General features: G+C 34.7%; 16 protein-coding genes and 2 tRNA genes. 10 read left to right on the top strand and 8 right to left on the bottom strand.

All coding sequences use genetic code 11. The features are described 5' to 3' along the window. Window positions 1-79: 79 nt before the first annotated feature. Window positions 80-1,402: a tRNA (N(6)-L-threonylcarbamoyladenosine(37)-C(2))-methylthiotransferase MtaB gene (gene mtaB / locus ACRXC1_RS13830; protein WP_433659624.1), complete on the bottom strand. Its 1,323-nt coding sequence runs from the start codon at window positions 1,400-1,402 to the stop codon at window positions 80-82. Between the two features lie 200 nt (window positions 1,403-1,602). Between mtaB and ACRXC1_RS13835 the strand changes: the two genes are divergently transcribed. Together ACRXC1_RS13835 and ACRXC1_RS13840 are read left to right on the top strand one after the other, a co-directional pair. Further along, window positions 1,603-1,679, top strand: a tRNA-Lys gene (locus tag ACRXC1_RS13835). A 41-nt stretch (window positions 1,680-1,720) separates the two neighbouring features. Beyond that, window positions 1,721-1,798 (top strand) — tRNA-Glu (locus tag ACRXC1_RS13840). Window positions 1,799-1,944: 146 nt separating this feature from the next. On the opposite strand, the gene ACRXC1_RS13845 is transcribed toward ACRXC1_RS13840, so the two are convergent. The 6 genes from ACRXC1_RS13845 to ACRXC1_RS13870 all read right to left on the bottom strand — a co-directional run bounded on the left by ACRXC1_RS13845 (window position 1,945) and on the right by ACRXC1_RS13870 (window position 6,211). Next, window positions 1,945-2,769 carry a hypothetical protein gene (locus ACRXC1_RS13845; RefSeq protein WP_433659626.1) on the bottom strand — a complete coding sequence of 275 codons (825 nt, stop codon included), beginning with the start codon at window positions 2,767-2,769 and terminating at the stop codon, window positions 1,945-1,947. An 89-nt stretch (window positions 2,770-2,858) separates the two neighbouring features. Continuing rightward, window positions 2,859-3,830 carry a tyrosine-type recombinase/integrase gene (locus ACRXC1_RS13850; RefSeq protein ID WP_433659628.1) on the bottom strand — a complete coding sequence of 324 codons (972 nt, stop codon included), beginning with the start codon at window positions 3,828-3,830 and terminating at the stop codon, window positions 2,859-2,861. Then, window positions 3,817-4,053, bottom strand: a complete 237-nt coding sequence (locus ACRXC1_RS13855; RefSeq protein WP_433659630.1) for a helix-turn-helix domain-containing protein — start codon at window positions 4,051-4,053, stop codon at window positions 3,817-3,819. The genes ACRXC1_RS13850 and ACRXC1_RS13855 overlap by 14 nt, the downstream gene beginning before the upstream one ends. 2 nt (window positions 4,054-4,055) lie before the next feature. After that, window positions 4,056-5,024 carry a hypothetical protein gene (locus tag ACRXC1_RS13860; RefSeq protein ID WP_433659632.1) on the bottom strand — a complete coding sequence of 323 codons (969 nt, stop codon included), beginning with the start codon at window positions 5,022-5,024 and terminating at the stop codon, window positions 4,056-4,058. Between the two features lie 35 nt (window positions 5,025-5,059). After that, entirely contained in the window at window positions 5,060-6,049 is a 990-nt protein-coding gene (locus ACRXC1_RS13865) for an AAA family ATPase (RefSeq protein WP_433659634.1), read from the bottom strand. 3 nt (window positions 6,050-6,052) lie between these two features. Further along, on the bottom strand, window positions 6,053-6,211 hold the full coding sequence (locus ACRXC1_RS13870; protein WP_433659636.1) for a hypothetical protein: 159 nt from the start codon (window positions 6,209-6,211) through the stop codon (window positions 6,053-6,055). Window positions 6,212-6,691: 480 nt separating this feature from the next. Here ACRXC1_RS13870 and ACRXC1_RS13875 point away from each other — a divergent pair, with 480 nt between their 5' ends. The 7 genes from ACRXC1_RS13875 (at window position 6,692) to ACRXC1_RS13905 (ending at window position 15,327) form a co-directional block, all read left to right on the top strand. Beyond that, a complete protein-coding gene (locus ACRXC1_RS13875; RefSeq protein WP_433659638.1) occupies window positions 6,692-7,594 on the top strand; it encodes a tyrosine-type recombinase/integrase in 903 nt (300 codons plus the stop codon). A gap of 77 nt (window positions 7,595-7,671) precedes the next feature. After that, window positions 7,672-9,540 carry an RNA-directed DNA polymerase gene (locus ACRXC1_RS13880; protein WP_433659640.1) on the top strand — a complete coding sequence of 623 codons (1,869 nt, stop codon included), beginning with the start codon at window positions 7,672-7,674 and terminating at the stop codon, window positions 9,538-9,540. Between the two features lie 23 nt (window positions 9,541-9,563). Beyond that, window positions 9,564-10,916 carry a hypothetical protein gene (locus ACRXC1_RS13885; RefSeq protein ID WP_433659642.1) on the top strand — a complete coding sequence of 451 codons (1,353 nt, stop codon included), beginning with the start codon at window positions 9,564-9,566 and terminating at the stop codon, window positions 10,914-10,916. Window positions 10,917-11,358: 442 nt separating this feature from the next. Next, window positions 11,359-12,186: a TIGR02147 family protein gene (locus ACRXC1_RS13890; RefSeq protein ID WP_433659644.1), complete on the top strand. Its 828-nt coding sequence runs from the start codon at window positions 11,359-11,361 to the stop codon at window positions 12,184-12,186. Then, window positions 12,183-13,580 carry a hypothetical protein gene (locus ACRXC1_RS13895; RefSeq protein WP_433659646.1) on the top strand — a complete coding sequence of 466 codons (1,398 nt, stop codon included), beginning with the start codon at window positions 12,183-12,185 and terminating at the stop codon, window positions 13,578-13,580. The genes ACRXC1_RS13890 and ACRXC1_RS13895 overlap by 4 nt, the downstream gene beginning before the upstream one ends. A 112-nt stretch (window positions 13,581-13,692) precedes the next feature. Further along, the gene (locus tag ACRXC1_RS13900; RefSeq protein ID WP_433659648.1) at window positions 13,693-14,187 is read left to right on the top strand and encodes a hypothetical protein; all 495 of its coding nucleotides are present in this window, start codon (window positions 13,693-13,695) and stop codon (window positions 14,185-14,187) included. Window positions 14,188-14,598: 411 nt separating this feature from the next. Further along, the gene (locus tag ACRXC1_RS13905) at window positions 14,599-15,327 is read left to right on the top strand and encodes a DUF4097 family beta strand repeat-containing protein (protein ID WP_433659650.1); all 729 of its coding nucleotides are present in this window, start codon (window positions 14,599-14,601) and stop codon (window positions 15,325-15,327) included. A gap of 32 nt (window positions 15,328-15,359) precedes the next feature. On the opposite strand, the gene ACRXC1_RS13910 is transcribed toward ACRXC1_RS13905, so the two are convergent. Further along, complete coding sequence (locus ACRXC1_RS13910) at window positions 15,360-19,373, bottom strand: Fic family protein (RefSeq protein WP_433659652.1); 4,014 nt, start codon at window positions 19,371-19,373, stop codon at window positions 15,360-15,362. A gap of 234 nt (window positions 19,374-19,607) precedes the next feature. Between ACRXC1_RS13910 and ACRXC1_RS13915 the strand changes: the two genes are divergently transcribed. After that, window positions 19,608-20,504: a hypothetical protein gene (locus tag ACRXC1_RS13915; protein ID WP_433659654.1), complete on the top strand. Its 897-nt coding sequence runs from the start codon at window positions 19,608-19,610 to the stop codon at window positions 20,502-20,504. The last annotated feature ends 95 nt before the right edge of the window (window positions 20,505-20,599 follow it).

The following is a 20,599-nucleotide window of genomic DNA, read 5'->3' on the forward strand; positions in this document are numbered from 1 at the left end:
ACCTGAGTGTTCAAGTTGTGTTAGGAAAACGTTTTTAATTGTTAATTAATTGTCAAAAAGACCGTGAGCGCCGCAGCAATCAGCATAACTCAGCAAAAACCTTATTGTCTTTAAACTCAGTTAAGCGAACTTGATGAATTTGATTCTTTAAATCACCATCATGTGCAACTTTAACGCGAATAAAGTTTGAAGTGTAACCTTCCCATAGGCCTTGCTTGTCTTTCCTTTCAAAAAGGACTTGTGATGTTTCTCCAATATAATCTTCAGAGAACATATTAAGCTTAGCATCTCCAAGCATCATCAGAGTCTTCACGCGACTCTTTTTTACTGGGTGCTGAATATGATCTTCCATACGTGCAGCAACCGTATTCTTTCTTTTAGAATATGGAAAAACGTGGAAGTGAGTAATTGGTAATTCTTTTAGCAGATTAAAAGTATCTTGGAATTGCTCTTCTGTTTCACCAGGGAAACCACAAATAACATCTGCACCAATCCCTGCGTTTGGAAAACGCGTGATAATCTTATTGATAATCGTTTTGTAATCCTCAACTGAGTACTTACGCTTCATATTTGTTAGAATTTCATCATTTCCACTTTGCATTGGAACATGGAAGTGATCAAGAAATTTAGGATTAGCTTGCATATAATCAAGAAGCTCATCTGTAATCGTATTAGGCTCAACACTTCCTAGGCGAATTCTTTCTAAACCTTCAAGAGCATTTAACTCCTTTAAAAGATCTAAAAGTTTTTCACCAGAAGTTGTTTCATACTCACCAATATTTACACCAGTTAGTACAATCTCTTTAAAACCTTGAGCAACGACCGCTCTCGCCTCTTCTATCGCCTGAGCAATTGAAACTGCTTTAGAGCGTCCACGAGCAAAAGGAATGATACAGAATGAACAAACATAGTTGCACCCATCTTGAATCTTTAAAAAAGCTCTCGTGTGCCCTTCTTCTTTAGAAGTAGCAGCACCAAAGAAGTCTTTCGACTTATCAATATGGATTGTATCTGTTTCGTCTTCGTTTAAGTAATCAAAGACTTTATATTTTTCACTTGTTCCTAAAACAAGATCAACACCTGTCATCTTTGCAATTTTTGGTGCATCCATTTGAGCGTAACAACCGGCCACAACAATCTTTCCATCTGGAGAAGAGCGATGTGCTTTACGAATAAGATTACGACAAGTCGAATCGGCACTATCTGTTACAGTACATGTGTTAATAAAAGTAACATCAGCTTGCTCTCCAAATTCAACAACTTTATACCCACGCTCAACAAAGCCCTGAGAAATCGTTCCTGTCTCAGAAAAATTTAAACGACAACCCAAAGTATGAAACGCTACTTTTTTTCCGTCCAAATTTTCTAAATCATTTTTTATTGAATTTACTTCTGTTGTCACTGAAGCCTACCTCTTAAAACACTAGTAATAATGGGCTAAATTAGCTCACAAGGCCTTTAATGACAAGATGGGCGATAAAAATTCCAAGGGTAAATAAAATTAACTTCTTAAAAAAATTACACTTTTTTTTTATTTTTTTTAAATTCCCTGTTGACTTCTGAACCAAGATTACTTATATTCAATCTCACCAAAACACAGATGGTCTCTTAGCTCAGTTGGTTAGAGCATCTCCCTTTTAAGGAGAGGGTCCTGCGTTCGAGTCGCAGAGAGATCACCATTTTATGTTTTTTGGTTTCCAAATCCGGGAAATAAGTTAGCGCTCCCATCGTCTAGCCCGGTCTAGGACACCGCCTTTTCACGGCGGTAACAGGGGTTCGAATCCCCTTGGGAGTACCAGTTTTATAAAGAAGCCAGACCTAGTCTGGCTTTTTTGTTTTCTATCTACGGCGCAAATGAAATTCGGGTGTGCCACTTTAAATCCAGTTTTAATGATCCACTAAATTTACCACTATGTTATCTATCAAACAAGGCCGTAGAAATAGCTAGTATCCACCGCCAATATTCTTCAGGAACTCTTTCATAACCTTATTGTTATATTCCCTATTCATATTCTGATAAAACTGTTGTTGCTCATTCATAAGGTTTTGCTGATTCATCATATGTATTTCCTGCTGTGAGGCTAATTGGCGTCTATATGCATCCCTATCCTGAGACTCTTTGGCTTCCCTTAGCATTTCAACCACTCTACAAGCCTTAGACGAGATTCGGCAGCCTTGTGTAGCGTAACCAATAGCCAAGCCTATTTCTTTCAGCTCATACGCCCTCATCGAAATATCCATACATGAGTTGACGCTGTTCTTCTCGTAGCACAGATTATATTTTGTATAAAAATCTCTTGTTAGTGCACATTGTGCTTCATCATTCAGTTTATTACAGGCGTGCTTTGATATTTCAGCGGCTTCACGAATATTCCTTCTAATATGGTACCAGTCACGTGCTGCCGAACAGGCACTTTGATTATCCTGCTTTAAGCATTGTTGTTTAATATATGCGATGTCTCCTAGATGAACACTCTTAGGACAATCTAACATAATCGTTCTATAGACATTGTACCCCTTATTTTCAAGTGGCGTAAAAATTGTATTAGCACCTAGCTCAGCAGCTTGGTTTTTAAAGTGGTTTACAAATTTATCTTCACCGGAAAACCATCCATTACTATTATATGTTTCGTCCTTAACAACAGTACACATAGCGGTTAATGGATTAGTGTGGTGCATTTCTACAACCCTGCTACCTTCTTCTGTTGTAACGCTTGCACAGCTCATGATTCCCAGTAATGTAATTAATGCAATAAAATTTCGTTTCATACTTCCCCCTCAAAGCCCTTATCGGTACTCAACAAGAAACCCGTAAACTTTTTTCATTGCAATTAATTACAACTATTTACCTCTGATAACTATAGGGAACTTAAAGCTGCGAGTTTCTCAGATAATAAATTAACGGCCATTTTTTGATGATTACTAGGAGCAAATTTAGCATAGTGTTGCACAAGCTTTTGATCTTTATGGCCTGTAACGGCTTGAACAACTTCTAAGCTTCCACAGTGTATCCTAGTAAGCGTTGCCATAGAGTGTCTAATGAAGTGAGTTGATGAGAATTTACCGTATAAGCCTACTTTCTTAAGAGCCTTATTATAATGATACTGAATAGCCCTATAGCTTAATGGATGCCCTCTATCATGAAACACAAGCCCATGTTCCTTATCAAGGTACTGAAAACGTCTCTTCACAATATCAAGTAATTCATTACTTAAGTGGCAGCAACGAATCTCACCATTTTTTGGCACTTCCTTAAGACTTTCAAATCGCTTATTTCTTCCCCAAACAATGACATCCTTAATCAAAACAGTTGCCTTATCAAGATCAATACTCTCAAATCTTACACCAGCAGCCTCTTGAACCCTTAATGCCAACAAGAATTGGAAGATAGCAAGATCTCGAAATACCTCACTATCAATTGCATTTAAGAATCTAATTAATTCATGCTCATTCATCTTATTAATCGTCTTCTTCTCAGAAGTAATACGACTTAACTTCCAGTGTGCTTTTGTAATAGGTACAACAAAGCGATAATCAAAGTGCTCACGATACCAATTAAAAACAGTCCTCAATAGCTTTAACTCATTATCAAAAGACTTTCTTTTGTGGTTCTTATTCTTAACGCATCGTTGCTTCTTGAAAGTTAAATACTGCGACATCAATTCTGATGTAAAATCCTTTAACGGGATCGCAGTGATCCCATCAAAGAACTTTGCCAACTCTTCTCTGTTCCGTTGTGTTTGTGGCTGTAAACTAGATAGTTGGTTAGTAATATACACCTGCCAAAGATCACCGAATGTCTCGATATTAACTACTTCAAACTTGTCCATACCTAACCCACCTTACTAATTCATTTCTTAAAAAATAGAGCTTTCCTAAACGTTTATATTTAGGAATAAGACCCTTTCGGCATAACTGATACACGTACCCCTTAGATACGTTTAGAAAGCTTGCTACATCATTTACAGACATTAGCTTTTCAATACTTTTAGTATCGCTACTTATTGCACATGAAATTGGCTTTGAGAAGGCCGTTCTAAAATCCCCCTTCATTTCTATACTCCAACCAGATCATTAGGGTAAGGTAAACCACCTATTGCAACTCTTGAAGATGGTGAAAACTTAGGGTTAACCTCATAAAATCTTTTAAGTAGTGATTTTGTTTCTCTTCTATCTGCACCCTTAATACATAACCATTTACGTTTTGGTGGTGTAATAATTTTCTCACAACTAGCGACGTAGCTACGACTAGACGACCTAAGATCAGTTTCAACGTCATCAGGTATATTTCCCCAATTAACGCGTCCAGATTCACTCCACGAAATATCCCAACTTACACCAAGGGCATTTGCATATCGCCTATACGCGGCGAGTTTCCTCGCCTCTCGATCAGAGAATATGCCCTTATCTGGATTAGAGTGATCAAACAATGCCTTTTTTCCGCCGTAATTATCACCAAGATACATAAAGTTAGACGCCTTATAGATAATCCCTCTTTCGCCTGCACCATAAACATCACTGTAACCATAGAATAGCCTCGACTCAGTATTTTTTGACATCCAGTCTATAGTCTTAGATATTTGCCACGAATTTAGAAAAGGTGGTGAAATCGAGTTACATGCACCTCGACTAAGAACCTTCTCAAGCTTTGCCGTGTCTTCTCCAAGTATTTTTGAAAACATATTAGGAGTACTTAAAACTTGCACACCAACCATTTCACCTTTGAAGTAACTTGCAAAGTAATGGGTGTTCCTTTGAGCCAACTTTCTAAGGTACTCGTACTTTTTAATAAATTCTTTCGCCTTCCTTACTTCTATCTTATCGCTTAATGGAATATGCCTAAACTCAAACTCATCTTTGTTTAAATTCATAATGTCTAATGGTGTAAGCCCAAACTTTTCGAGATCATCCTCAAAGTGCATCTGTCTTCTGACTATTTGTTCACACTTGGGAATTACTCCATTCTTCCAGTTCTCATACGCTTGTTTAGATTTAATATAATTTTCATTAATATTCTTATTCATAATTTTCTCCATTTACATTTGCACGTATGCATCGCTTATAAGGGGATGCAGTCGTGCAGTTGTTCTTCTCTTGTGTAATAAAAAGAATTTTTCCCAACGTTTTTCTTATTCACCTTTCCTAATTCATTTGCATTTTTAATTTCATTACGAGCTTTTCTTTCCTTTATTGAAAATTTCTCCGTAATTAAACTGACAAGCTCACCCGATTTAACTGCTCCAACACTATCAACAATTTGAAAGATATCATCACTTGTTACATCACTACTTTGTTCAACGTGGTCTCCAATCACTTCTAGAGTCATATTTTTCCCTCTCTTAATCTTTAAAGTATCTAGTGGCTCATGATTTCTCATCTCAAACGAAAGCTTTAACAAGTCTTTTTCTTTTGTTTTTTCCAAGCTCCAAGATGCATCAGGTACGTCAGCAAGGGCGCTTGATCCTCTATGCTTATGTCCCGGCTGACTACCATTTGATTTTTCACTTCGCTTTCCTTGGTGATGGATAAGTACACATGCAATATTAAAAGCAGACACAATAGTCTTCAGGTCAGTAAGAAGAGGTGCCATGTCACTTGAGGAGTCTTCATTTTTATTATGAAGCGTATAAAGCGGATCAAGAATGAGTAGATCAGGTTTAACTTCCCTTAAAATTTCGACAAGCCTATTCTTGCCTTCTAGTAAATCAATTTTAATCCTTTCATTGTAAAAGATTATTGATTCACCATATTCCGATACATCTTCATCACCTATAAGAGTTCTTAATCTTTCTGCTAACATTGCATCTGAAACTTCTGTTTGAATCACCAGTACCTTCCCCTTTTTTGTAGGAAACCTACCGAGAAACTTCTCTCCCTTGGCAACGGTAATAGCTAGAACAAGGCAGAAAAATGTCTTTCCCAATTTTGCAGCAGCAGAAATTAAAATAAATTCCTTACGGTTTATTAAGCCACAAACCAACCACATAACAGCCGGGAATAACCCCGGCTCAATGATCTTTTTTAACGTAATGTATTTTTGATTTTCCATAAACTAACAATCCTCCTCTTCATCTTTCTCCTGACAACTTAAGACCTCGTCAACATTGGTCGTAATCCTGTATGGTGTGCCACACTGAAATGAAAGAACAAGTGAGCCCGTTAGTCTCTGTTCATAAAATTTTGCTACAATTTGAGTTAATCTGTTTAACATAGTGGTATGTTCCTTTTGTTTTAATGTTTTGTTGTAAGCGCTTACAAAAAAGAGTTACTCTTATTTCTATGTAGTAATAACAATTCGGATAATATGTAGGGGTAAAGAAATATTTTTCGAAAAATTCAATATTGGAATAATTACAGTTAGTTCGGCCGTTTACTCGGATAATACAAATCGAAGACTACACGCATAACAAAAGTGTGTTTATGATGATGTGGACATTCATGGATATAAAACAAAGCACTGCCCCCCCTGTACCAAAAAATAGCCTTCAACGTCGTATAATGGATATTATCCGACATTGATTTACTTACTATAAAACAACACCATCATGTATTTTTTGGACAGTAATAACTTACTTAAAACACTCGTGACGAGTTTTTTTGAGCATCACCCACAATGTATAACTCAGTATTAATTACAGCGGCCCATTGCTTCATGCAAAGAAAGTAAATATATAAAAAACAAGGAGTTTAAATGAATAGCGATCTAATTACAGGTTCAATAAATGGATATCAACTAGTGCTAAATGCATTTTTATCTAGAAGGGCACCACAAACTCAACGTTGTTACAGGCAAAGATTAAAGCTATTTTTCAAGTGGGCTTCGGCTATGGAGCTTACAAGTATAAATCAAATAAATCATTTGGTGGTTGAGCAGTATATTAATAGTCTTGAGAACAAAAATCTTTCTTATAACACAATTAATACATCACTTGCTCCAGTAAAAAAGTTCTTTGAGTATTTATACTTAGCAGATCTAATTCCAAGTAATTCAATCAAAATGGTACGTCCATATAAGATAGACAGACGCGCTCAAAAAACAAAGTGTCCATCAAAAAGAGAAATTCAAAAGACGTTGCAACAAATAAATACGAAAACAATAATTGGAGAAAGAGATTTCCTCATTATTCTAATTTTTGTAAACACTGGCATCCGTAGACAAGAACTCAGAGATTTAAAAATCGTAGATATCAAAAAAAATACTATAATGATAAATGGAAAGGGGCAGAGAAAAAGGAATATTTCAATAAGCAACAGTTTAAAACATGAAATTTTAAAGTATATAAATAATAATAGAGCTAGGGGTAATTTATACATATTTAATTCATATCGAAATAATACACCAAGAGGCACATTAACAAGCGACAGTATAAGCAGGATTCTTCGAAGCTATGCTATTAATGCAAAGGTCAACTTAACCCCTCACATGCTTAGAGTTTACTTTGCAACAGAGCACTACAAAAAAGGAACTCCAATATCCGTTATTCAAAGATTGATGGGCCATGAAACAATAAATCAAACACAGAGATATATCGAACTAATAGAAGACGAAGAAATAAGCAAAAAGTACATAACAAACGAATTCTTAAATCAGTAAATAATAATACTGGATTTATATTCCGGATAATATTCTTATCTTTTTCTGATAAAATATTTCAATACAAAGGAATATTCATGCTTGAAAATATTTTTACAGAAGAGAGAATTGCTAAAGCTATAAACTTGGTAAACCTTCAAGAAAAATCCGGTGCTAATGCTTTTAATAACATAGAATACTTAATATACAAAAGTAACAAAGATAAGCCAGATGCTAGATTTATTTTTGACAAATATGTTAAGCACAGTAATTTCTACAATCATCATGAGTATCTAAAAGGAAAGAACTACAATGTAGCGAAAGGATTAAATGGGACACGAGTATTTCACTTTCTAGAAAAAGAGTCTCTCATTCTCTACACAGCACTCGGCATATATATACAAGAACTAATAACCCCTACTTTTGAGAACTTCAAAAGAGATATTGATTTCAATAACAGGGTACACACTTACTATGGTGCAGACATAAATATTCAAAACATTCAAAAAAGTACAGTGACATACAAGGATGACTACAGTGATTTTTTAAAAAGATTAAAGGAAAGTGCTATCAAAATCTTCGGGGAAGGCAATAACTTTCATATTATAAAGATGGATATAAAAGATTTTTATTACTCAATAGATCACAGAGAACTACTAAAAACAATAAAAGAATACACAACAGAAGAGGTACTACTAACTAAAGATCATTCTGACGCTATTGAGGATGAAATTTCAGACTATCTCTATTTACTAATGAGCACAAGTAAAGGCTTACCTGTATCTAATCAAAACATCACATCAAGTTACATAGCAAACACATTCTTATATAAGCTAGATGACTATATATACAAACTTTTACACCAAAGTAAAAACACTAACAATTGGCGATACATTAGATATGTTGATGACATATATATATTCATTGAAAACCACGCGTTTGAAGTGTCAGACCTAAACTCACTAGTTGCGGACGTATCATTTTATATCGCTAATCATCTTGGTCTACAAATGAACTCTAAAAAGAGCAGTATTACCAATATTTCATCCTCTGATGACATAGACATGTTTCTCGACAACGCTAGTATTGTAAGCAACGGACAAGGCGATTTTGCTCTTCAATTTCACGAGATAAATGACCATAATGAAGTCATTCAGGAGTCAAAAAAGATAATAAAGAATCTTATGTTTGAGAACATCAAAGAATTAAATACTACGCAAACCTCTATTCTAAACATGCTATTCATTGAAAAACTGAAAGAAAAACTAAAAAGTGAAGACTACTACAAAACACTTAAATCTTGTTCAGACTGGGATTATCCGGAGCGTGATCTTAACTACAGAAATATATTAATTGCACCAAAACAAATCTTGAACTTTTTCAACTTCGACAAAGATTTCATAGATGACCTTAATCAATTCATAATAAAAAGTTTTGAAAGAAATTTTAAAGATCACTCAATCTACCACTTTGTAGAGTATTTACTTATCAACAACCTACTCGATGAAAATATAAGTGAAACATTGAGCAGATCACAAGAAAGTACTAGCTACATAAAATTACTCAAGCGAAGTATAACCAAGATTAACAATGATACGTCTCAAATATTAATACCGCCTTCTTACTTATTTAAGGAGATACCATCTCTTCCACTTCAGTGTAAACAACTTGCACTAGCAGAGAGAAAAGGTGATATTTCTCGTTGTTTAAACCATCTTTATAATATTTTAATTGAGTTTGCTAAATACAAATACCAAATCGAAAATCAAAACAATTATAACATTAGTCTACTTATAAACAACCTAGGTAAGGAGTCTCTTTCAATCAAAGATATAAGAATGCTAAGGGACATCGCTTACTTAAGATGCAACAATGGAATCAGTCATCCTGGTCATATGAAAACTAATAAAGACATCTATATTGATTTTAAGATTTTTGTACATAATTTTTTAAATAATACACACTAAAAAGGGCTATCTATGGAGAATACATGTCCAACAAGTTACTACATACAAATACATATGAATGGTTTGGTGAATTTTTTAATAATGGTAATTCAGAGAAGCGCTTCCCTGGTAAATTAACATACACTCCCTCAAGTGGTATAGAGCTAGATGTATACTTGACGACAGGTATGTCAGATATAATAAAGAGTGAAGATATTATTCATGGATTTGTTGTTGAGTTAGGAAAAGTATCTCTAATCGGACTACATTATAGCAATCCATATCCATTCAAGTCCCCAATTAACAGTTCACAATTTAAAATTCGGGTAAAGTCTTTACTGTCAGGAATCCACTACGTTAATGAAAAAATTGATAAGTGCTGCTTCTCCCTAAATTCTACATCCGATTTTTGCGCCCCATTCGGAACAGAAGAAACAGCTTTCCATAGATCTCCAATTCTAACAGCTAAAACAAGTGAATATAAGTTACAATTACATATGTCTGCTACCGCGACATTCATAGATAACTTTGTAAAGTCTCATCTTATAACAGATAATGATAAATTTAAAAAAGAACTAAGCGATAAATATCAAGAATTGAAAGGTCGTTATCCGAATGCACAGACTAGCTTAAAGAAAAACATTGAATACATCTTTACAGCAAAGTCTTTAAGAAACACACTTGAAATTAAAGATGCATTTAATATAATCAATGAAGTTAAGGCGTTTTTCTCCTTTATACAAATTAAAAACATAAACCCTGTTGCAATTAGACTCTACATTAACGACACTAAAGTACACACATTAAAATCTTTATATCTAAACACAAAATCAATAAACGATATTACATCTGAAACAAGATTTAACTTTTATGATGTAAACATCAATTACATTAAAAATTTTTCAGACACACTAAATAAATGGCACACTTTTTTTAGTGATGAAATGAATTTACTCCATGAAGTATCACATTCAAGAAATAACTTATCCCCATCTAGTATTCAACACTTTTTAATAACTATTGCCGGAATTGAGCAACATATTAGCAGAGTATTCAACACGACACACAAATGCTGTGACATATTTATTAATGAGTATGCAACAGAGGCTTTAATTAAAGACATTAAATTAAACATTCCACCTATTAAAAATGGTGAATCAATTGGAAAAGTCATAGCTGATATCAGAAACTGTATTGTTCACACAAATAAAATGAAAAGTGGCGGTTTTAAGAGATTCAAAGACTATATAAACCCTATCAATATAGGCAACTTAAACGAAGTATTATACGGTTGTATTTTGATCGCTATATTTAAAGAACTTGGATTTGATGAAGAGTTACAAAATATGTTTAAAGACAACATTAAGCATCATTTACTGCGACATATCTCAATATAAATTAATAGAATATAAAATTTTTAAGTGAAAGTATTAAATTCCAGTGTAAACATATGAATTAATTAAAATTCCTAACACCCCCCTTGGGAGTACCAGTTTTATATTAGGCCAGATCTTAGATCTGGCCTTTTATATTTTTAGGCCCTATTTATCTAGGGATTCGAACTTTCACTAAATTAATATTTCCCAACTACTAGCTTCGATCCGAAATCACGCGAGCTTCGCTCTTTGATTTCTAAATGCACATTCATCTGTGCTTCAAAACTGCCCTTTGGGGCACTTTTACCGCACGATGCCCCTTGGGAGTACCAGTTTTGTATTAGGCCCTACTTTCTTTATTGTTCACTTTCCTGCTACATTGATCACTAAATAGTCACCTCAGAATTACAAGCACCTGATATCACAATCTTTTATTGGCACAAAATATGCTTTATATAACCTGATGGTTAATATTTACGACTACATTGATTATAAGGAGTACCTACAGGACTTCTTTAAGTTTAAGCAGGAGTCTCGCGCAGACTTTAGCTTTGGTATGTGGTCAAGGCAGCTTGGGCTTAAGACTACGGCAAGCCTCACAATGATCGTAAATGGTGATCGCCATCCAGGTAAGCAGATTGTTGAGAAATTCCATAAATACTTTGATTACGAGCAAGAGCAAGTGGATTACTTCTCAGACCTAATTCAGCTTAAGAAGTCTGAAGGTAAAGATATTGCTCTTCACCTTGCTCTACTTCGAAAAATTAAAGCAAAGAATAATGTAAAATTCAATCTACTCTCAGAAGAAGTCTTTTCGCGAATTTGTAAATGGTACTACTTTGCCATTAGAGAAATGATTCTACTAAAAGATTTTAAGTCTGATCCTGAGTGGATAACAAATAAATTAGTCTTTGATGTCAATCTTTCTGATGTTGAACAGGCAATAGAGGAACTACTTGAGCTAGGACTGATTAAGAGAAATAGCCAAGGTGAACTTGAGAATTGTACAGATGGGCTTAATACATACGACGAGATGCCATCCCAATCAATTCAAAACTTTCATCACCAGATGCTTGATAATGCACATAAGGCCATTAATGAAATCGAAGTCGATAAGCGCTATGTTTCCGCACTTACGATTCCAGTTAATTCAAAGAACTTAAACAAGCTAAAGCAATTTGTTCGAAAAGTTGAAGATGAAATTTTAGAGATGTTCGTTGAAGACAACCCTGATTGTGTTTATCAAATGAACCTGCAATTTTTCCCACTAACCAAAGTAGAAGAAGAATGAAGTTTATAACGCTACTCCTTCCCTTATTTATTTCGATCTCGATCTTTGCAAATCAAGATGATCTCATGAATGATCTAGAAGCACTTGAGCAGAAGTATAATATCGATCTTTCAGATGTAATCTATAAAGAAAATACTAGGCCAAATAATGCCATTAAAATTCTTGAGGATGCAGCAGGAAACCTGCGTAAGACAAATGAAGGAAACTTCTTTTTAAATAATGAAAAGAAGAGTATCGATCTCTTTAAAAGCCAGATGCGTACATCAGGTGGATCGCGTGTTGGTAATGGCGGAGACATACTACTATGTGGAAATAGTATCGAGGTACTTGATAGCTACCGCGCTAAAAATTACTCAAGTGATAAGATGGCCATAAATGAAGAAGCAACTCCGGCGGCAATAATTGAAAAACTAGAAAATACAATCCCTCACCTAGGAAAATCACTTCGTGTGTTTATTTCCAACTACAAAGAAAGGCAGAGTTTCAGTGATAGCACCTACTGGTCACCAGAAGATGAACTAATCAATATTGAAGATGAAGAGCTCATGTCTAAGCTGCCAGCAGACTGCTCACTCGTTCAAGCAGTTGTACGTTTTAAGACAGCACGTAAAATCTTTTTCTTTAATAAAGAAGTATTTAGCAATATCTCTGAAGAACAGCTTTCATGGATTCTCGTGCACGAATGGCTATGGGATTACCTGAAGTCTTCGAGTGACATTAGAGATGTGAATCACTTCCTACACTCATATGAGTTTATCGATGCGAATGAATCAGAGATGATGAGTTTCTTGAATAAATTTGACTTCAATGTTGATAAAACACAATTATATACAAACCTTACGAAAAAGAGAGAGGTAACATTAAAAGCAATTCGAGAGTTTATAACTACAATCGATAAGATTAAAATAGATCTGGATTCTCATATTTTTCTTTTAGAGATGGATAATTATTTTTCTAAATTTGACACTGACTTTATCGAAGATAAAGAAGTAATGGCCGGATTCGAGTCACTTATCGAAAAACTAAAAAAATACACAACAAAACGAATCGCCTATCTTGCAACAAATAATAAAGGAAAAATAGAAAGAGATATTCTTAAACAAATAAATGAGTACATTTACTCAGATAGCATGAGTACAAATATGAAGCTTAGTTTTGTCGCAATGACAGATGACCTCTATGAAATAAAAAATTTAACCCAAAAAGGTATTGCAAAAATCTATATTGAAAAGAAGTTCTGGTTCGTTCTACCTACAACTCGTGATAAAGCACTCGAAAAGATGGCCATACTCGACCTAGAATACTCTCAACATAAGCTCACAATTGACGAGTATATGAAGAAGCTATTCAAGGCATTTGGCGTCAAAAGACCTCGTAAATTCAAGAACTTGTAAAAACTTCCCCTTCGCAAAAGTTGTAACGGTATTAAGTCTTATGCCCTTGAGAATAATTCGCATTGTGCTATTTTCGCTCCAACAAAACAAAACATAAAAAACGGAGACGAAAATGAAAAAACTAATTACAGTATGTGCAATCTTAATTTCAACACTATCATTAGCAAACGACTTCACATTAGAAGAGAAAGCTCAGCTAGCTACTTTAAAAATGACTTCAGAAGTACAATTAAAATTGTACACTGATGCAATTAAAGATATTTCTAATATAAAAGCTGAATATGAAGATACAGTTTTTCTTGCTCTTGGGAAAAAGAGAGCACTTAAAAAGCTAAACTGTGCAACGATTAAAACAATTGCAGGTGTTAACTTAATAATGCTGATGACAAATTTTGAACAATCAAAATCAGCTCTTGAAAAAATTGATATGAATGAATCTGATGTTGAAGATTTCACATCAAACTTTAAAGATTTCCTTATTAACGTTAAAGATGCAAGCGAGAACTGTAAGAATATCAAGAAAAGCTCAAAGTCTTTTACCAAATCATATGAGCAGTTAAAAGAAGCGATGGATATCCTATCAAGCTATCTTCCAGAACTATTCTAATCATCTAAAGGCCAGCTTAAAGCTGGCCTTTTATATTTTTGGAGGCAGCAATTGCCACGACGGCAAATTGATGCCGAACAACGCCGACCGACCAGTATGGGAGGTCAGGTGAACCAACCACGCATAACTCAATCATCCACATTTACTGATAATTTACAAAGCATAACCGCCACGACGGCAAATTGATGCCGAACAACGCCGACCGACCAGTATGGGAGGTCAGGTGAACCAACCATGCATAACTCAATCATCCACATTTACTGATAATTTACAAAGCATAACCTCCACGATAGTTAATTGCGTATCAAAACGTAGGGAATATCTACAGACTCTAGAATAAATATTTTCTAATTAGCTAAAAAAATTATAGTTAACTATGAACTTTAACTTTAAATAGAAAAGGAATAGTTAATGAAATACTTTATTGCTTGCGCTTCCCTATTATTCACATCAATGCTTTTTGCAGAAGAAAAAAGCTTTGAAATTTCTAAAGGTCTTCTTGATTTTGAAAGTACTAGTGGGAATGTTTCAATTACAGGTACGGAAAGTAGCTTAATGAAGATTTCTTACACAAAAAAAGAATGGGATGAAGGCTGCAACTTAAAAATGGAACAAAGTAATAATGTTGTAAGCGTAAAGGTTCAAAAGAATAAGAAGAAGAGCTCTGGTTGGTTTTCTTCTGGGCCACGATGTGAATTAGACTTTAATATTACAATGCCAAAACAAGTGAAGCTTTTATCAAAGCTAGGCTCAGGAAATACGTCAATTACAGGCCTTAATGCTGACAGTGACCTTACTTCAGGAAGCGGACAGATCACCATAACAAACTCAGCGATGGACTCATTAAAAGCATTCCTTGGTAGCGGAGATATAAATGCCAAGGGTCAATTTAAAAAAGTTAATTTTGAATCAGGAAGCGGTAATATCAAGCTTATCAACCCGCAAATCAAGACACTAAAGGCTCAGCTTAACTCAGGAAGTGGCGACATTACAGTAATTGTTCCAAGAGGCATAAAAGTGAATTCAAAGCTAGAATCGGCCAGCGGAAAACTTATAAATAAGGCCGGGAATAGTGACGATTCAGAAATTTCCATTAAAGCAAGTACTGGAAGTGGTGACGTCACTATCGAAAACATATAGATGATCAGGCCCTATAATAAGTGAGTCCGAATTTAACTACCTAGAATCTGCTTTAGTACATCGGTACAACTCTCACTTGAAAGAGGGCCACTAAACTCAGAATGTAGCTGGTCCCACATTGGCAAGAACATAAAAACGTTTCTCACTTCTGAAATGAAATCATTATTAGCATTGGCTCCACCAAGGGCCAGAATCTTTTTAATATCAGACTTGACCTCGTTAACATTAGAGTTCATTCCTTCTCCATATTTTGCCAATATAGAAGGTCTTAATTTATAAATGATGGCCTTTGAAACACGTGTTTTTCTGGCGCCATCTTCCATTTTCATAATATTTTCAAAGATTACTTTTACAACATCACTATTTAAATCAAATTTAGATCCTGCACCAAACATTGAAGATTCAAACTCATTGACCGTTATTCCATCTAATACTTGATAGAGGCTTCTTTTTTGGTCCGAGGATAGCTTAAGAGACACAAAAGTGTCCCAGCTATTGCCAGCAATTACTTCTGTAAACTTAATTTCGTCATTTTTAATTTTTTCAATCGAGCGCTCAAACCAAATCGTTTTCATTTTATTTAAGAAACGTAATTCAAGTTCAGCACTTCTTGAAATAGAGTTGAAAATACTTGTTGAATAATAATTAAAATTATTATTCGTATCTAGCATCAATTTAAAGGCACTTAAGATAAAATCATCAGACTTGTCTCCCTTTTCTATTGCCTCAAGAACTTTATCTTTAACCATATTCGAAAATTCTTCATTCCAAGTTGTTTTTAGAGATTTTGTTGAAAGTAGTTTATCAAAAATACTTTTAATTTCACTCAAGCGTTCAACTGTATCAGCATCATTCACAAGCATAGTTGCAATACTTCTCTTAGTAGAGTTTGAAAAATGTGGGATAAATTTTTCAATTTGCTCATCCTTAGAGAATAAATCTGATGGACTTAGCTTATTTTGAATAACACTGTCGTTATCTGCGAAGACATCTCTTAATTTCTTATTGTCTTCTAAATCATCAATAGAAGAAGTCACTAAATTCTTAAATTCACTTAGGAATTGCTTTGTGGCCAAGTCATCTCTCTGAAATGGTTTATTAAGAATATTTAAATATAAAGAAAGCTTTAGATCAGGGCTTTCGATATAAGGTAAAACTTTATAAAATTGTTTACTGGCCTCGACATCCGTTAGAGGGGACAAATCAGATAAAGTAAAGAATAACTTTCTTTCAATTATTTGTTTTTCTTCTTCATTGCTACTCTCATCAAAAAACTTTAGTACGCCATCAAACATTGGCCCTTTAGAAAAGTTTACTCCTAGCCTTTCTAGTATCTTTTTACGGTAGCTAGAATCTAACCTTTCTAAGAAAATTGAGAATTCATCTGAACTCACTCCTGATAAAGTATTCCAATTCTCTTGAAAGTGAATATAGACCTTAACAAAGGTATTAATATCTTCATTTGCAGATGGATTATCACTTCTTATAAAATCGTAAAGACTATTTAAGGCTAAATCCATAAAAGTCTCATATGGATGAACCGTCATCCTTTCTCTTAGAATTTTGTATATAACTTTAGGCTTTCCCTCAACTAGCCTCAGATGCTGCCTTCCGATTCTTTCTTCATATTTTACATTACTTTCAAATCTACGATAAACTTCACCGATATTATTTAATACGTATTTATTCAGCCCCTCTGAGTCTTCTTCGCTCTCTTTGATACTATCAATAAAGATTCGTAGAAAGTTCTCCGCACTATTTATATCAATCGAATTAGGCCAATCAACTGCAAGGCTTAATTTGTGTTTCTGATCATAGTCGGCCATTTCAAAAACTTTTTCAAAACTTTTCGTATTTAAAAAGGATGCGTCCCACTTATTTCGACTCGCTCTTTTGGCAACTTCTATAAGCTCACTTATGTTAGCTTCTCCCTTAGCAACTTTATTAACCAGTCGATTAGCATCGATGGATTTTCTTGCTCCAGATAGGAATTGATAAAAGTTATTATTATTTTTTAATGTCGCATTTGCTTCAAATGGAGCAAGTAAGCGAGCAATTACTACTTCTTGTTCATCAAATGGCATTCCCATAACGAGGAGTTTTGCTAATCTTATTTGGGAATGGTGCTGGTCAACTCTATTTACAATAATCTCTTCTACTTTTGTATTAAACAAGGATCTTAGTTCTTTAACTCCTTCAAAGTCAGATATAAGATCCATGAACTGCTGTACTTCAATTAAATGATCACCCTCAAGTGCATTAGCTTCATTTATTCCTGCAATAATTCTTCTGGCCTTATCCACAATTGAATCGAGGTATCCAGTAGCACCATATTTTTTAGCAATCTCAATAGTCTTCTCACCATCCGTTCCAACAGAGAAGTCCCATGCCTTTCCTCCCGTACCAGAAAAAACATCATTAAAGCGACGTTGGCGGATATCATCATAATCTTCTGTGCTAACTTTTAAGTCTCCCATTCCTAAGCTATCAAGTGATTTTGAAAGGTCACTCCAAGCATCAAGATCATAATAATGCCCCATTTTTTGTCCCATTCCTGTACTTAGGAACTCGACAAGGAAAGAAGCATAGAGTGAAGAATAGGCTTTTTCACTATCTTTAATAACTTCTGAAAATGATTTCTTGCTTAAGAGAAGATCTAGATCAGATAGAAACATAGGGGGAAGAGATCGATTTCTAAATTTAAGTTCGCGCTCAAGAAACATTCGACTAATACGTCCATTTCTATCACTAAATGGATGTATTGAAATAAAGCGACGAAGAAAGTCTGCTTCATTAATTTCATTATTATATAAGCTAGAGAAAAGGTCTTTAAGAAGCTCTTCCATCATTCTTTGATTTAATCTCTCATTTGATTCACTTCCACTTTCAATTGCTAAGATAAGGTCTTCAGAAAGAAAATGTCTCACCTTCTGCCAACGATCAACACTTGGGTATTCATAAGAAACTAAGAAGTGTGATTTATCCTCAGACAGTTCGTATGAAACATCTAATAGTGGATTATCTAATAAATTACTTAACTGAAGAGGCGTCGCCTTAAAACGTTGACCAGACTCCTCCCCTCCAGCACGAATACCGTGACCTCTAAAGTGATAATCACTTGTCTTGTTTATTTTTTGATAAAAAGATTTTAATTCTTCATTTACCTGCTTATCAATCCATGACTCTTTACTATAATCATTTTGTCCCCAGGTATTATTTCTAACTTTTGGCCGGTTTGTATCGTCGAGATACTCCTCTCTCATCTCTTTGAATATTTCAAAATTTTCAGGTTCAAATTCGGCCCACGGATTACTAGGATTAACCTTTATGGCCCTCATAAGAGAAATACCATCCATGTAATAACTTAGGTGATAGAAACTATTTAACCACTGGGCCGTATTATTAGAGCTAAACTTTTTTAAATATTTATAAAAGTCTGATAGCTCGTTTATTTCTAGGTCCTTTGCATGCGCTCCATAGCGTCCACCATATTCAACCTTGGCCGTATTTGAATGATTATGAGTTAACCACCAATCTCCAGTTACATTTCTAACAAAGTTAATATGAGCACCAAGAGCTGATATATCGTTGCTATTATTAAGAGTTTTCTCAAGTACTTCCTCGATAACTACCGAATCATAAATCGGAGTACCTTTTGAAATTTTAACGACGACCGGAAAGTCTCCATAGTGAGATGAGCTAGTTGAAGACTCTGCAAGGTAAAAACCAGCACCATGTGCTTGGCGCTCACTTGAAGGTGTATTAAAAAATTCAACCTCCCCTTGGTTAATATGTCCTTGAGAAACCCAACGAAGTCCATTTTCACTTGTCGTCCAATGAAAGAAAACCTTATCTTCTTCTAGTGTTTTCAGCCTATTCTTAATCTCGTTAATTTGATCCCATGAGATATGGAGACCTGAAGGTAGGACAATACCATTACTAGCAGGATAGCGAGTACCACTTTCAAAATGAACAAAAGTAAAATAGCTAAAGAATCCAATCGCAACGAATGAAAGTGTTAAAATTAATGTACTTCTAATGTTCATGTAGGCCCTCAAAATTATCCCACTAAACTGATCGGTTACTTACCTAATAAACATTAATACTTTCATGAGGTTACCTAATATAAGTAAGCTACACTGCTAGAATAATTGCACGAACTATCGAATACACCTTAGTTTTTACACACTTCATTTACAACAAGGCTAAATAAAAATACTCTCGCCTAATCTAGCAAAATTTACAAAGATATATATCAAAGCTCCAAATATCGAGGAATTATGAAAAAAGTTATTTTAATTTTACCAGTTATCTTGATTGCGATTTATTACTTAGTCGTAAATCCGAAACAAGCACAAGATGACATTTCATCAACGACAACGAATGAAGTAGCGAAAGAAGTACAACAGGTATCGAATGAATCATCTTCGACTTCCCCAGTGGAAATTAAAACGTTAAAGAAAACAGCAGATACACCAGAAGTATTAAGTGAAAAGAAAGTGCTTATCAAAAAACTTTTGAAAGACCTTTCAAAAGCTAAACTCAATCAAACATTTGAAAATGCATTTAAGAATAAAAAGTTTAATGAGCAGTCCCCTGAGAAAAAAGAAAAGCTACTAGAGCTTGTAAGAAACTTTCCATTCCAAGAAAAGCTTGAAAAATCATACGAGAACTTAAGTCTTGATGAACTTGAGGCCATCGCAGAAATTCAAGATAGTGAGACTTCAAAAAAGCTTCAAGAAAATGCACAACAAACTCAGGAAAAAATAGTCGACCATATTACCAATGGGAAAGATTACGAGCTTCCTGAAGATAAAAAAGAGTTGGTGAATGGCATTATTGATGAAGCGTCTCTTCTAGAGCAGTCAACGGCCTCATCTAAGAGTTTGATCCAGGCCATGATGATTCATACAGAGCAAGAAAAGAATCCGACATTAAATATAAATGAAGTCGTTAGCAATGCTCAAAAGCAAACAGATGCGATCTTGGCCGCGCAGGGAAAGAACATAAAGATGGCACTCGACATGTCATACGAAAGTCTCTCAAAAGAAGATCTTGAAGCTCACCTGCGTATGCTCCAAAAAGTCGATGCAAAGAAAGCCTATCAAGCGGCTCTAAAGGCCAGCAACTCCGTTTACAAGGAGTTTATGATTGAATTTTTAAAAGTTATGAAATAAACCAAGGCCGCTGTTTTAAGCGGCTTTTTTCTTCCCCTCAAGGTCACTAAATACCCATAAATTCTATAACCGGCTAAAATTACGTTAACGAATAC

The sequence above is a fragment of the Halobacteriovorax sp. GFR8 genome (assembly GCF_050955245.1).
In the GTDB taxonomy this organism is placed as follows: domain Bacteria; phylum Bdellovibrionota; class Bacteriovoracia; order Bacteriovoracales; family Bacteriovoracaceae; genus Halobacteriovorax_A.

Bases quoted from the DNA above. Each gene is read 5' to 3' on its own strand.
- ACRXC1_RS13860 (WP_433659632.1), bottom strand. From the start codon at position 5,024: ATGAATAAGAATATTAATGAAAATTATATTAAATCTAAACAAGCGTAT.
- ACRXC1_RS13895 (WP_433659646.1), top strand. From the start codon at position 12,183: ATGAAGTTTATAACGCTACTCCTTCCCTTATTTATTTCGATCTCGATC.
- ACRXC1_RS13880 (WP_433659640.1), top strand. From the start codon at position 7,672: ATGCTTGAAAATATTTTTACAGAAGAGAGAATTGCTAAAGCTATAAAC.
- ACRXC1_RS13855 (WP_433659630.1), bottom strand. From the start codon at position 4,053: ATGAAGGGGGATTTTAGAACGGCCTTCTCAAAGCCAATTTCATGTGCA.
- ACRXC1_RS13890 (WP_433659644.1), top strand. From the start codon at position 11,359: ATGGTTAATATTTACGACTACATTGATTATAAGGAGTACCTACAGGAC.
- ACRXC1_RS13865 (WP_433659634.1), bottom strand. From the start codon at position 6,049: ATGGAAAATCAAAAATACATTACGTTAAAAAAGATCATTGAGCCGGGG.
- ACRXC1_RS13905 (WP_433659650.1), top strand. From the start codon at position 14,599: ATGAAATACTTTATTGCTTGCGCTTCCCTATTATTCACATCAATGCTT.
- ACRXC1_RS13915 (WP_433659654.1), top strand. From the start codon at position 19,608: ATGAAAAAAGTTATTTTAATTTTACCAGTTATCTTGATTGCGATTTAT.
- ACRXC1_RS13870 (WP_433659636.1), bottom strand. From the start codon at position 6,211: ATGTTAAACAGATTAACTCAAATTGTAGCAAAATTTTATGAACAGAGA.
- ACRXC1_RS13850 (WP_433659628.1), bottom strand. From the start codon at position 3,830: ATGGACAAGTTTGAAGTAGTTAATATCGAGACATTCGGTGATCTTTGG.
- ACRXC1_RS13910 (WP_433659652.1), bottom strand. From the start codon at position 19,373: ATGAACATTAGAAGTACATTAATTTTAACACTTTCATTCGTTGCGATT.
- ACRXC1_RS13845 (WP_433659626.1), bottom strand. From the start codon at position 2,769: ATGAAACGAAATTTTATTGCATTAATTACATTACTGGGAATCATGAGC.
- ACRXC1_RS13875 (WP_433659638.1), top strand. From the start codon at position 6,692: ATGAATAGCGATCTAATTACAGGTTCAATAAATGGATATCAACTAGTG.
- ACRXC1_RS13900 (WP_433659648.1), top strand. From the start codon at position 13,693: ATGAAAAAACTAATTACAGTATGTGCAATCTTAATTTCAACACTATCA.
- ACRXC1_RS13885 (WP_433659642.1), top strand. From the start codon at position 9,564: ATGTCCAACAAGTTACTACATACAAATACATATGAATGGTTTGGTGAA.